Source organism: Ruficoccus amylovorans (assembly GCF_014230085.1).
GTDB lineage: Bacteria > Verrucomicrobiota > Verrucomicrobiia > Opitutales > Cerasicoccaceae > Ruficoccus > Ruficoccus amylovorans.
The window spans coordinates 160,496-173,350 of sequence record NZ_JACHVB010000014.1; the positions used below are offsets into that span (position 1 = coordinate 160,496).

The 12,855-nt window shown below is 59.7% G+C and carries 9 protein-coding genes; 5 read left to right on the plus strand and 4 right to left on the minus strand.

Annotation, left to right across the window (positions count from 1 at the left end; genetic code table 11):
• Window positions 1-81: 81 nt before the first annotated feature.
• From H5P28_RS05220 to H5P28_RS05230, 3 genes are all read right to left on the minus strand, one after another.
• Entirely contained in the window at window positions 82-834 is a 753-nt protein-coding gene (locus H5P28_RS05220) for a 7-carboxy-7-deazaguanine synthase QueE (RefSeq protein ID WP_185674661.1), read from the minus strand.
• A 166-nt stretch (window positions 835-1,000) separates the two neighbouring features.
• A complete protein-coding gene (locus H5P28_RS05225) occupies window positions 1,001-1,525 on the minus strand; it encodes a prepilin-type N-terminal cleavage/methylation domain-containing protein (RefSeq protein ID WP_185674662.1) in 525 nt (174 codons plus the stop codon).
• A 316-nt stretch (window positions 1,526-1,841) separates the two neighbouring features.
• Window positions 1,842-2,144: an HPr family phosphocarrier protein gene (locus tag H5P28_RS05230; protein ID WP_185674663.1), complete on the minus strand. Its 303-nt coding sequence runs from the start codon at window positions 2,142-2,144 to the stop codon at window positions 1,842-1,844.
• A gap of 183 nt (window positions 2,145-2,327) precedes the next feature.
• On the opposite strand from H5P28_RS05230, the gene H5P28_RS05235 reads away from it, so the two are divergent.
• The 5 genes from H5P28_RS05235 (at window position 2,328) to H5P28_RS05255 (ending at window position 8,697) form a co-directional block, all read left to right on the plus strand.
• Entirely contained in the window at window positions 2,328-3,173 is an 846-nt protein-coding gene (locus tag H5P28_RS05235) for a hypothetical protein (RefSeq protein ID WP_185674664.1), read from the plus strand.
• Window positions 3,174-4,106: a zinc metalloprotease gene (locus H5P28_RS05240; RefSeq protein WP_185674665.1), complete on the plus strand. Its 933-nt coding sequence runs from the start codon at window positions 3,174-3,176 to the stop codon at window positions 4,104-4,106.
• A 388-nt stretch (window positions 4,107-4,494) separates the two neighbouring features.
• Window positions 4,495-7,188, plus strand: a complete 2,694-nt coding sequence (locus H5P28_RS05245) for a glycoside hydrolase family 78 protein (RefSeq protein ID WP_185674666.1) — start codon at window positions 4,495-4,497, stop codon at window positions 7,186-7,188.
• A 54-nt stretch (window positions 7,189-7,242) separates the two neighbouring features.
• Window positions 7,243-7,911 (plus strand): hypothetical protein, encoded by a 669-nt coding sequence (locus H5P28_RS05250; protein WP_185674667.1) that lies wholly within the window; start codon window positions 7,243-7,245, stop codon window positions 7,909-7,911.
• 66 nt (window positions 7,912-7,977) lie between these two features.
• Window positions 7,978-8,697 carry a DNRLRE domain-containing protein gene (locus tag H5P28_RS05255; RefSeq protein ID WP_185674668.1) on the plus strand — a complete coding sequence of 240 codons (720 nt, stop codon included), beginning with the start codon at window positions 7,978-7,980 and terminating at the stop codon, window positions 8,695-8,697.
• Between the two features lie 557 nt (window positions 8,698-9,254).
• Here the strand turns inward: H5P28_RS05255 and H5P28_RS05260 are convergent.
• Window positions 9,255-12,335 (minus strand): glycosyl hydrolase, encoded by a 3,081-nt coding sequence (locus H5P28_RS05260; protein ID WP_185674669.1) that lies wholly within the window; start codon window positions 12,333-12,335, stop codon window positions 9,255-9,257.
• Window positions 12,336-12,855: the final 520 nt, after the last annotated feature.

Genomic DNA, 12,855 nt, shown 5'->3' on the forward strand with positions numbered 1-12,855 from the left:
ATGGCTGAAAATAGAAATCGCCGCGGGGGGCTGGTATTCCTTTCTGATCTTCCCGTCCTTTCTGTTAAATTCCTTGTTTTATCAGACGCCGCGCTTGCTGCCGTAGAGGTGGACGTGCAGGCGGTCGCCGAAGCGGTAGCCGTGTTGCAGGCAGAGGGGGGCGAGCCAGCGGCTTTTTTCCCGCAGTTCGTCGGGACTGGTTCCTTCGGGCATGAGAAGGATGCGGCTCTGCGGAATGTCGTAGCGGTTTTGTAGCGTGCGGACTTCCTCCAGGTCGGCGGCATTGGCGACGACGAACTTGAACCACGCCCGCTCACACCGGGCGAAGAAGGCGATGGCATCCGGCTTTTCGCGTTCGGTGGGGGAGTTGCCGGAGTTCGAGAGCTTGGGGGAGACGTTGTACTGCGCTATGTGCGCATCGAGAGCCGGGGGCGGGCGCAGCGTGCCGTTGGTCTCGACCTCGAAACGGCAGGCCGGATCAAGCCTGAGCAGATGCGCGGCCAGGCGGGCGAGTTCCCGCCCCTGGAGTAGCGGCTCCCCGCCGGTGAAGATCAGGTTGCGCGCCCGAAACTTGAGGATAAGTTCAGCCACGCTTTCGCAGTCCAGTTCGATGATTTCCTCCTCGCGGCGGTACTTGCGGGGGGCGTCGGGGGTGTCGTTAACGTGCCTGTACTGGGTATTGGTCCAGTTCCAGGTGTAGGCAGTGTCGCACCAGGTGCAGTGGAGGTTGCACAGGGAGAGGCGGACGAAGACGCTGGGCACGCCCATGCTGAGACCTTCGCCTTGCAGGCTTTCGAAGATTTCGGGGCCGGTGCCGTGTCTGGCCAGTTTCATACCCCTAAGCGTGTGAGGATGCGCGCCGGACAAGGCAACCCCAAAGCGGAGACATTGCTGCGTTACGGGCAGGTGGTGAGGCGGCGTCAGAGATAAGCTGGGAGATGGCATGCTGTTGACTCCAGCTTTTGATAAACCAGACGATCCCCGCCGCAGGCGGCGCGGCTCACTCCTCCATCAGGACAAGCGTGTAGGCATCGCTGTCCACGACGCGGAAGCTGCCCTGGGCCAGGTTGCCGTCGTCGAGGCTTTGGTCCACCATTTGCATCTGCTCATCGTCCACTCTGGCGGCTCGCAGGGAAACGCCTGCCGCTATGCCAAAGACCCCACACTCCCAATCCCAGTTACCGCCCATCGGAGTGGTGTTTTCAAAATCGTGACGCGGGATATAGCCCTCCATCTCCGGCGGGAGGATCCCCTCATTGGTGTCCTCGGGCCAGAAGCCGTTCTCCATCTCGTACATGGTAAAAGCCCCTTTGAACTGCCGGAATGCGTTAAGTATGATCGTATTCTGGGAACGAAGCCGCACCTGATGAAACGATGATACGGCCAGCACCGCCAGTATGCCTACAACAATGACAACAACCATGATCTCGACCAGGGTGAATCCGGGCCGATTCTGAAGCGAGAGAGGACTGAGCTCACGCTTCCCGGGGCAGGGCGCAGAGCGACAGGTGCGAGCTTCGCACATGGGTCGGGAGGGAGTCATACTGGCGCATGATTAAACGGATTCAGGCGGGGATTTATGTGCGGCAGAGTGAATCAGGAGGGAAGATTGGGCTGTTTGAAATTATCCCACTGGGTGGTATCCCTTAACTATGCGCTACAGGAGACAATAGACAAGCCGATAAGGTGTTGACCTGCATAAATAACAGTCCGTGAGGATACTACCTCTCTCAACATGCTTAATACCAACTATTAGCGCCACGTTAAAAGTTCGCTAATCTTGCGCAGAGGATATGGATGGGGCCGGTATTTCGGCCCGAATCATCCGCTGGGGCCGATTTTCAGGCTTCCTCGAACTTGCGGGAGAAGAGTTCTTCCAGCTCGTTGAGGAGGTCGGGGGCCTTGTCGCCGGTGGCGATGAACTTGAGTTCGGAGCCCTGCCCGGCGGCCAGCATCATCAGTCCCATGATACTTTTGCCGTTGATCTGGTCGCTGTCTTTTTCGACCCAGACTTCTACGCTTTCGTATTTGTTGGCAATCCGCACGATCATCGCAGCGGGCCGCGCATGGATGCCCATCTTGTTCTGTACTTTGAGAACACGGGTGACTTCGTTGCCATTGTCGGCTCTGTCTTTCAAATCCATATCAAAGGCCAAGTTTTAGAGACGCGGGGGCTACCTTGTCAAGGAGAGGTGACAAGTAAAGCGAATTCGTCTCTGGTAAACGGGGCAAAGTCTCTGCTGATCTGTGAAAATAGCATTGCCCTGTGCCGGAGTATGTCAAATGATCGCCGACCAGAAGCTTTAACACCCAACCCGTTGATCCTTATGTTCATAAAAGCGTCTTTCTGCTCACTTCTCGTTATTTCCTCACTGGGCTTGTATGCCGACGACCACTTTGAAGCGGCTCAGGTCTGCACCATGCAGGGGCAGAGCGAAGCGGCCGACCGCTACGCGCAGATGGACTTCACGCGCTTTGTCGCGGGTAATGCCACGCTGTTCAACGACAATAATACCGACACGACGGTGAAGGGCTTCGCCTACTTCGACCTGGAAGACGACGATCTGCGCGAGGAACTGAAGGAAAAGACCAAGGAAGGCTACTCCGTGCTGCTGAGCTTCGTGCTCCAGCAGGTCGTGGGCAAGCCGCGCCCGCTGCGTATCGAGTACATCGGTACGGTCAACGACAAGGACTCCGACAAGAGCCGCGCCCAGCAGTTTCAGGCCAATCAGATTTCCCGGGCCAACAACGTGCTGGAGCAGACCTCCGAGCCGGGCCTCAAGGTAGTGGACGTGACCAGCCTGGTCAAGCACACGCTCAAGGGCCGCTGGCTGGTCCTGCGCTTTGAGCAGGACGGGCTGCGCATCGAGGACGGCGGTAACGACCTTTACCAGTTCAACCCGAACAACAGCACCGTCCGCCTGACCTTCACCAAGGACAAGAAGAAGCTCAAGGGCGTCATCGATGGCTACCATGAAGACGGTCTTGGCGGCCTCCTGCCCGACATGCAGACGAATATCCTGCCCGATATGCAGAGCGACATCGTTCCGGACATGAGCAGCGATTTGGTCCCCGATATGCACAAGAATATCCTGCCGGATATGGATACCCAAAACATCCTGCCGGATATGCCGCAGGGCAGCATCATTCAGGACCAGAACAACCAGCAGTAGGTGAGTACCCGACCGACCGCTCCGGCACCGGAGCCTTTGAGCGACGCGCAGATAGTCGAGGCGGTGCACCAGCGCCAGCAACAGCGCCCCGAAGGTCTGCGCAAGGGCGTGTTGGTCCTGCTCGGGTTCGTGCTATTCGCAGTGGTCGGGCTGATTCCGTTCAGCCTGGATTATTTCTGCCTGCTGGCGGTGGCGGTGATCGTTCATGACCTCGGACATCTGCTGGCCATGAAGCGCTCCGGCTGCGCGGATAGCGGGCTGTTTGTACTGCGGTTTTTCAATCGCTGGGTCAATGATATGCCTTCGGCCAAAGATCCGGCGGTGTGCCTGCGCCTGGCATTGGCCGGGCCCTTGGTCGGCACGCTTGGGATCTATCTCGCCATGTGCCTGGCGCCGTGGATCGGCTACGCCGGTGCGCTGTGGTTTGTGTGGGCGAGCTGCCTGTTTAATCTTTATAATGTGCTCCCGGTGAAACCCCTCGACGGGGGCCGCGTGCTTCAATACACGCTGGTGGGCAGGCACCCGTTGCTGGACCTTTCGGGAAAGTACCTGGTCGTTGCAGCACTGCTTTATGCGTCGGTGGCGAGCGGGTACTGGTTTATCGCGCTGATCGGGTTTTTCCTTTTTCTGTCCTCGGTCTTTACCCAGCCGGTGGTGAATATCTCCCATCGGCTGCGTGGTGAGCCGGGGTTCGGGGAAGGCGAGCTGACTGCTGAGAAAGTTGCCCGCATCCGGAAGGAAATCCGCACGCTGAGTCCCGCGCTGGAAAAGGGCCGCAACGCGGGTGACCAGGCGGGTACGATCATTAAGGTCTGGGAGGGCGCGAAGCAGCGCTACGCTCCGGCGGGCTTATCGGCGGCCGCGCTGGCGATTTATCTCCTGCTGATCGGACTGCTGGGACATGCCTACTACCGAATCATTCTCGGTGGATAGGGGGTCGGAGGCAGCCCGCAATGGGTTGACAGTATCGCGGACGCCATGAACGGGGCGATCTGCTGCTGAGGCGGGAAAGGGGGAGGTGTCCCTGATATACGTGACTGTGAGCCGGGCGAGCATCTGTTATAATGGCCGTCACCGTTAACCCAGACAACCATTCTGCCCCGCATGATTTTTCTCGCCCGTAGATTTTTCGTGTTCCTGCTCGTCGGCTGTTTCCACTTTTGTGCACGCCGAGGCCCTGGTCGAGCGAACGTGACCCAAAAAAGGCATCTGCGCTGTACACGTGTTGGCCGGGGATCGTTTGAAGCAACGCCGTCATTCCCCGGTCAGTGTGACCAGTTAATGGGAGAATAACAGACAAACATTTAAATCGCATAACCTAATGATCATCTGGAAATCTTCCCTCCTGGCAGGGATCACAGGAGTCGTCTTGTGGGTAAACGCGGCCTGCCTGGCCCCTTCCTTGCACGCTGGCGTCGATGCTCCGGTGCATTTGCGCTGTGAGGGTCAGGAGGGGCCGCTGGGGATTTATCCTCGTTCCCCGCGCCTGAGCTGGCAACTGGCCGATACCGGAAGCGATGTGCGCCAGAGCGCCTACCAGGTGGTGGTCGCCTATTCGAGAGAAAACCTCGACAAGGGGCATTTCTGGTGGGACAGCGGAAAAGTCATTTCGGACCAATCGGTCGGCGTCGTCTATGGTGGTCCCGAGCCCGAGGCGCGGCAGCTGTATTTCTGGAAAGTGCGGGTCTGGGACCGGAGCGGAAACGTCTCCGACTGGAGCGAGGTGGCCACTTGGGAGACCGGGTTGCTAGGGCGTGGTGACTGGAGCGCGCGCTGGATCACTGGCCACGAGCGCGACACCGCGCAGAGCATGCCAGCCGTTTATTACCGTACGCAGTTCAATATCCCCCCCGCCGGCCAGGAGGGCGACAAGGTCGAGTCGGCCCGGCTTTACGTGAGCGCCCGAGGGGTTTTTGAAGGCTGGATCAACGGCCAGCGCGTGGGCGAGGACTACTTCGCGCCCGGCTGGACGGACTATAACATCCGCAACCAGTACCTGACCTACGACGTGACTGACGCCCTGCGCAAGGGCGAGAATGTGCTCGGTTTCATCGTCGGCGATGGCTGGCACAACGGCTATCTCATGTGGGGCAAGCATCACCGGAAAAACTGGTATGGCGAAGATACGGCTCTGCTCGCGCAGTTGGTGATCCGCTACCAGGACGGCAACGAACACATCGTCGCCACGGATGAAAACTGGCTCAACCGCACTGGCCCGATTGTGTCCTCTGATTTCTATGACGGCGAAACCTATGATGCCCGCCTCGAACTTGGGAACTGGAGCGAGCCCGGCTACGATGCCGAAGGCTGGTGGCCGTGTCGCCTGCTGCAGGCTCCGCAAGTCCCGATGGAGGCCAAGCGCTTCGGGACCGTGCGCCAGCACGAGACGCTCAAACCGGTTGCGGTGACGCGCGGGGAGAAGGGCGAATGGATTTACGACTTCGGGCAGAACATGGTCGGATGGGTGAAGCTTCGCGTCTCCGGCGAGGAGGGGGACTCGGTGATCCTGCGTTTCGCCGAGACGCTCCACCCGGACGGAAGCCTGTACACGGACAACTTGCGCAAGGCCAAAGTGACCGATACCTACCACTTCGCGCGCGCAGGCACGGTCGAGTGGGAGCCGCATTTCACCTTTCACGGTTTTCGCTATGCCAGCGTTTGGGCCGCCCACGAGCCGGAGTCGGTCGAGGCGGTTGTCATGCACACACAACTACAACCGGCGGGCTCGATTGAGACCTCCAATCCGCTGGTCAACCGCCTTCAGCAGAACATCGTCTGGAGCCTGCGCAGTAATTTTCTCGAAATCCCCACCGACTGCCCGCAGCGCGATGAGCGGCTCGGCTGGACCGGGGATGCCCAGGTCTTTATCCGCACCGCGATCTATAACCGTGACGTGAAAAACTTCTTCGAAAAGTGGCTGACGGACCTGCGTGACGCGCAGGGCAAGGACGGCCAGTTCCCGAACATCGCTCCGCGGCTGAACCAGAAAAGCAGCGCCGCCGGATGGGGGGACGCCGGGGTGATCTGCCCGTGGGCGATCTACCAGTTTTACGGCGACCGGCGGGTGCTGGAGGAGAACTACGAGGCCATGAAGGCGTGGGTGGATTTTCAGGAACGTTCGAGCGACAACCTGATCCGCCCCGAGTCCGGATTTGGCGATTGGCTGGCGCTGGACAAGGAGGATTCTCGCGGCCCCGGCGACACCGCCACGCCCCGCGCCCTGGTGGCGACGGCTTTCTTCGCGCACGCGGCGGACCTCGTGGCACGCACAGCCGAGGTGCTTGAAAATGAGCGCGACAAGCAGCACTACTCCGATCTGCACGAGCGTGTGCGCACGGCGTTCCAGAAGGAATTCATCAGCCAGGGCGGGCGCGTCAGCGGCGATACGCAGACCGCGTATGTGCTCGCGCTCGGGTTCGGCCTGGTGCCCGAGCGGCTGCGCGAGACGGCCTCCGGTTATCTGGTCGATGATATCCGTGCGCGGGACTGGCACCTCTCCACCGGATTCATCGGGACCGGCCTGCTCATGCCCGTGCTCAACGAAATCGGCCGCAACGACGTGGCCTACCGCCTGCTGTTGCAGGAAACTTATCCGGGCTGGCTCTACTCCGTGCGCCAGGGGGCGACCACGATGTGGGAGCGCTGGAACAGCTACTCGCATGAGAATGGTTTCGCTCGCGGCGGCATGAACTCCTTTAACCACTACGCCTACGGCGCGGTCGGGCAGTGGCTGTATGCGGTAGTCGGCGGTATCTCGCCGCTGGACCCCGGTTTTAAGTCGATCCTGATCCGCCCCGTGCCCGGCGGCGACTTGACCTGGGCTAAAACCCACTACGACTGCCCCTACGGGCGGATCGAGACGGACTGGAAAGTCGAGGGCGACACCTTCACGCTGAAGGCGATTGTTCCTCCGAACACAAGCGCGGTGGTCGAGCTGCCCGATGGCCGCCGTGAGACGGTCGGCTCGGGCGTCCACAACTACACTTGCACCTTGCCCGCCGCTTCCCGGGGCTGAGCTTTGGCAGCTATTGTTTTTTTCGTTGTTAATCTTTATCCTGAAAGAACCAGTATGAATGCACTCAAGCCTTTTGTTGTCAGCGTGCTGGGGCTGTTTGCCGCCTTATCGACGTTGCAGGCCGCCCAAATCGTCCACTACGCGATCGATGTCGGCAAGGCCCGGACGGTTTCGCCGCAGCCTGCCACCTTCGCGAGCGAGTATGTGAAGGCGGGTGACTTGTCGCCCTTCTGTAATGGCGAACCTAGCACCAACCCGGCGATCGGGCGCGGGCCGGGTTTCTTCTTCAACTTCGGCTTTCTGGGGAACCTGGGGTTTACGCCCGGCATGGGGGAGAATTACTTTGCCTTCGCGCTGGAGATCAAGAAGGGGTACCAGATTGATTTCAACTCGTTCAGCTTCTACTATCGCGCTCCCAATCTCAATGGAAAGAAAGTCTATTGGGATGTCCGCAGTAGCGCGGATGACTACCGGAACTCCCTTGCCACGGTGACCACGCGGGTCAGCGGCGGGAGCAAGGGCAGTCCCGGTGAAAGCGGCTACAACAGCGGCGATCTTCCCATCCTGCCCTTGAAGGGAATCAGTGGTCAAATCACATTCCGCGTCTATCTCTACGAGGAGGAAGAAGGGACCGTGACCGGCGGCATCGGCCAGATCGGAAACATCTCGGTGACGGGCACGGTCTCGCCCGTCTCTACGACTGGAGCCGGACCTAAGCCCTGAGCCCTGCAGTGAAGCCCTGACTTTGATTTCTAACCTACTCCAAGCAATCCCAACATCCATGACAACATGAGTTATCCTGTATCGCATTCGTCCATACGGTCGCTTCTGGCCGGTGGTGCTGTCTTTATCGCGCTGAGCGGGGCCGCCGCGGCTGCCAACATGTCCTTCCAACAAGGCATGCTGCCGTCCGAATCCTACGAGGGATCGGCCAGCGCCTATATCCAGAGCGGAAACAGCTCCGGCAAGGTTGTTTTCCTCAGTTTGAAGGGCCAGTTCAAGGGCTCGCTCTCGCTGGGGTCAAATGGCAAGGACAGCAACCGTCGGCGCGTGCTGCTGAGCTTCGACCTGTCGGACCTCCCCCAGGGGGCGGTCGTTGATACCGCCACGCTCACGCTGTATGCCAGCAACACGGACAAGAACAGCGCGGATGCGTCGGTGAAAATCGACCTGGTGGAAATGACGACCGGCTTCGACCCGCAGGTGGCAACCTGGGATACTTATGCCGATAGCGGTAATGCGGCTGTGCTCTCCAGCACCACCGCCAATCCCGGAACGATCAGCAAGGAGGACGGCACCATCGTTTTCTCCAGTTCCGAGGCACTCGTCGCAGCTCTTAACAAGGCCCTCGCCAGCGAATCCGATACGGTGAACCTGATGATCAAGCTGCCTGATTCTGTGGAGGAAGGCGGCGTGCAGGTGCTCTTCAATCTGTGGTCAACCTACAGCGCAGGAAACGTTTCGGAGTGGCGTCCCAAGTTAGATATCGACTACTCGGTCGCTAAGTAGCGAAGTAACGCCCGGCATCGAGCCTGCGGTGTTATCCGTCAGGCCTGTCATGGAAAACGGATACGATTTAGAGCGTTTCAAAAAATACTGTAGCCACAAACTTTGAATAGCTAAATGGCTAATTGTTAATTGTTGGATTCCGAACGTAGGAAATAACAATTAACCATTTAATCATTTAGCCATTCGGCCCTTTTTTGACGGCTACGACTTTATTTGAAACGCTCTAAAATCAAGGCCCCGGAATTTTTCCGGGGCTTTTTCTTGTGTGGATTCTCCATGACAACAAAGAGGCGGCTGGTTGGTCCGCGAAGTCGTGCGAACAGGTGGCCGAGAAGATGCTGTCCGTCGCGCGAAATACGAGCAACTGCGCGGAGGCGCAGTCATCCTCCAGAGCCTCAGCCCTCTGTGCTGTCGCAGCTCATCCATTTTATTTACAGGGTCGATTGGGTGTCGGAAAAAAGAAACTCCCGCGTCCTTCGTCCGCAGTAGCGGACCCGAACGCGGGAGCTGTTAGCCCTGTCTTGTGTTCCTTTGCTTACCCCTATCGGGATAAAGACTTAGTGTGTGCCGTCGCGGGTTTCCTTGACGAAGGAGACCGGGCCGATGAGACCGGCGGGGATCGGCTTGTCCTTGCCGGGCTTGAACCAGCCTTCCTTTTCGCGGAAGAGGGTCCAGGTCACGCGTTCATCGGGGGCGAGTGCGGCGTCGGCGATGAGGCGGTTTTTCCAGGTGTTGGCCACCTTGATCTCGACGGTGTTCTCACCAGGCTGGATGACATTCGTGACATCGACGCGGAAGGGAGGCTTCCAGACAGCGGGCAGTGCTTTGCCGTTGAGCGTGACTTCGGCCACATTTTGCACCTCGCCGAGGTCGAGCAGGATACGCTCGCCGTGCTTGGACTTGAGGGCAGCGTCGGGCGCGGTGATCTGGCGACTGTAGGTAGCGACACCGGAGAAGTATTTCACGCCCTCGTCGCTGTTCTCCGAGAGGGAGGCCAGTGCGGGCAACTCGATTTGGTCGGGCGCACCGCGTCCGGGTTGGAAATCGACGGTCCAGGCCCCCTCGACCGTGCCGAGAGTCTGGTAGTCACCGAAGTTGGCCACGGTTTTGGCGGGCGGCTCACCGGCCTCGCGGAAGACGATGAAGTAGCTCTCCGCCGGGGTGAAGGTGAGCGGGATGATGGTGCGACCGTCCTCGACGCGCCAGTCGGTCAGCGGGCGCATTTCGCCGGTCTCTGGGTGCCAAAGCTCGGGCTGGCGGCCTGTGACGCGGAAAGCCACTTCGATGTCGCGGTCTTCAAGCTCCTGGTTCGACACGAAGTAGAAGTCCGCGTCCTCCGTGCGTCGGTGGATGGAGGCGAAGGTGGGCGAGGAATATTCCATTTCCAACTCGGGCTTGTGCTCGGGGTCGGAACCTCCGTTCCAGGACGCGTTGTTTTTTTTCACCTTCTTGCCGCGGTGGACCCAGGACATGTCCGCGCCGATGAATTCCACATCGAAGGGAGTGTTGTTGGCCTGAAGCACTTCGGTCGGGGTCACGCCCTGCACGACGTTACCCCAGGTCTTCGAGACGATGCTCTGGAGCTTGCGATCCGACTCGGGGTAGTCCGTGAGACTGTAAGTGACGTTGGGGCGGGGGCCGATGACGGGAACACCAGCCGTGGCCAGCTCGCCGATTTTGGCGGCGACTTCCGGGCTCATGCGCATGCTGTTGGGCAGTACGAGTACGCCGTAGGAAACGCCGTCGGGCAGGACCATGCGACCGTTCTTGGCGGAGGCGCGGGTGAGGAGGGCGTCGCGGTTGATGCAGTCGTAGTCGTAGCCGAAGGGGAGGGCAGGGTTCAGGTCCTGACGCTGAATGGCGTCATTGGGAAGCTCTTCACCGATGAAGTAGCAGGCATCCGCCACGGGGATACCCTGCTGGAGCATGGCCTGGCTGCGCCGCAGGTAGTCGTACCAGGGGCGGGCGAGGTCGTGCCAGGGTTGGTTCCCGCTGAAGGCGGTGCCGTAAACATTGAAGAGGGTGACGCCGGGAACGCGGTCCGGGAAAGCCTGGTGGGCCCAGACGTGAAGAGCGAAGCGATTGATGCCGTTGGCGAAGCTGAAATCGCCCAATGCCTTCAGGAAGTACGGATCTTCGGTCCACTTGATGACGCGCTCGGTGAAGGCTTCGGCCTGGACGAAGCGCTTGCCGTAAATGTGCGCGCCGGAGGAACCGCGGGGGTACATGGCCGAGCCCTGCCCGTGCGAGGCGATCCAGAACTCGTTCATGGGCACATCAACCTCGCGGTAGAATTCGAGCGAATCGGTCAGGATGCCAGCCATCGTTTCGGAACTGTAGGTGCCGCCCGTTTCGTTGGTCAGCTCGACGGAGGTGCGGAAGAAGGAATCCAGAATGAGATCATAGACCGTGCGGCGGAAGTCCCACAGGAAGCGCTCGGACTCCTCGGCGGAGCCGATCGGGATGCCGGTCATGGCGGGAAGGTATTTCACCGGGTCGTAGCCGCGGCGGCGGATGAACTCGTCCCGCAGCACGGGTGACCAGTTCTGGCTGCCGCACTCCCAGCTGTCGCTGTGGTTCATGGAGAGAACCTTGCCGGCGAGTTCGGGGCCGACCTTTTCCACGGCCTGGCCGTACCAGTTCTCGAACTGCACGCGGATGGCTTCGGGGTTGAGCTTGTCGGCTTCCAGTCCCATCCCGATAAGGCTGGTGGGGCGGTTGGTCTCGCCGGTGGTGACGGAGCCGAAACGCTGGATGATCCATCTGCCGGGCGGGGGCGTCCACTGGAGATCACCGTTTTCGTCCATCTGCCCGGACAGGTCGATGACCTTGTCCAGCGGCACGGTTTTGTCCGGTGTGACGCGCACGCCGGGGGTCCAGTTGGCGGCTTGGGCGGTGCCGAAGCGTGGGGACTTCATGCCGTTTTTAATATCAACATCAGTGATGAGCTGCGCGGGCTTCAGATTGTCCTCGGAGATATCTCCCCAGCCGGGGGCGACGGGGTAGGCGAGGACGGCGACATCGCGGTAGTAGTCCTTGTACTGGTCGAGCTTCCACATCCCGGCCTTGAGGTCGTTTTCTGGCTGCTTCAGGCGCAGGTTGAGCGGCTTGCCACCCTCGACGATGGTGGTGCTGGAGATCAGGTTCTGCATGGACAGCTCGGGGGTGATCCACGGCCCGCCCGCCAGTGCCCAGCCATCACAGGCATTCAGGGCGATGCGCATGCCGAGCCGGTCGGCCTCCTGCACGGCGAACTTCACCATGTCCCAGAAACGTTCCGAGTTGGCCGTGGCGGGCTGATCGACCTTGACGTATTGCTCGTAGCCGGGGCGGTCGATAGCGAAGATGTAGGCACCGCCCAGCCCGGCGCGTGACATGGCTTCGAGGTCGTAGGTGATGCCTTCGGGCGTGACGTTACCGCTCAGCCAATACCAGAAGGCCCAGGGGCGGGCTTCCTCGTCCGGGTTCCTGAAATGGCTTTCAATATCCGACTGAAGCGAAGTCTGCGTGATGGCGGCATGGTCTGATGCCGCCGGTAAAGGAGTACCCAGCGCAAAGGAGGCGGCCAGGCCGAGGACGGCGAGCGGTTTCAGGCGTTCTTTGGCCGTAGAGTGGCCGGGAAGGAGGGGAGTAGGCATGATTACAGTTGTATTTTATCTTAAGGTTTCAGCACCCGATGAATAAAAATAACAGGATAAACTGGATAAGAGGAGGCGTTCCGCAGCACGGTTGGGAAGAGGGAGTTTTGCTGGACGGGGTTGCCCTGGGGTATTGGGTATTGGGGGATTATATCGTAAAAGACTCCCTGCGTCCTAGTCACGAATATCTGGGACATCGTGGAGGTCTTTCGTTGGACGGGAGGGATGGATAATGGATTTGCGCGCAAAGACAAAAGGACGTGTCACGCACATACGTGACTATATAGATGAATGGCAGTGCGGTATGATTGGTTCATGTCCGATACGTCCTGCTAATTGACCGGCGTGAGCTTGACCAAGTGCCATGCTGTCAAATGGATAACACATAACCCCTCCCGTCCCCCCTATAGCTACCGACACACTCGTGGATAGATTGGCGGATCGGAGGCCGTTGCAGCATCGAACCGTTAACACATTCACCGATGGCAAAAGGCTGTTCGAACATCCACTAACCCCAATG

What these genes read in the sequence shown, in the direction of transcription:
- H5P28_RS05220 (WP_185674661.1), bottom strand. Translation starts at nt 834, where the DNA reads ATGAAACTGGCCAGACACGGCACCGGCCCCGAAATCTTCGAAAGCCTG.
- H5P28_RS05225 (WP_185674662.1), bottom strand. Translation starts at nt 1,525, where the DNA reads ATGTGCGAAGCTCGCACCTGTCGCTCTGCGCCCTGCCCCGGGAAGCGT.
- H5P28_RS05230 (WP_185674663.1), bottom strand. Translation starts at nt 2,144, where the DNA reads ATGGATTTGAAAGACAGAGCCGACAATGGCAACGAAGTCACCCGTGTT.
- H5P28_RS05235 (WP_185674664.1), top strand. Translation starts at nt 2,328, where the DNA reads ATGTTCATAAAAGCGTCTTTCTGCTCACTTCTCGTTATTTCCTCACTG.
- H5P28_RS05245 (WP_185674666.1), top strand. Translation starts at nt 4,495, where the DNA reads ATGATCATCTGGAAATCTTCCCTCCTGGCAGGGATCACAGGAGTCGTC.
- H5P28_RS05250 (WP_185674667.1), top strand. Translation starts at nt 7,243, where the DNA reads ATGAATGCACTCAAGCCTTTTGTTGTCAGCGTGCTGGGGCTGTTTGCC.
- H5P28_RS05255 (WP_185674668.1), top strand. Translation starts at nt 7,978, where the DNA reads ATGAGTTATCCTGTATCGCATTCGTCCATACGGTCGCTTCTGGCCGGT.
- H5P28_RS05260 (WP_185674669.1), bottom strand. Translation starts at nt 12,335, where the DNA reads ATGCCTACTCCCCTCCTTCCCGGCCACTCTACGGCCAAAGAACGCCTG.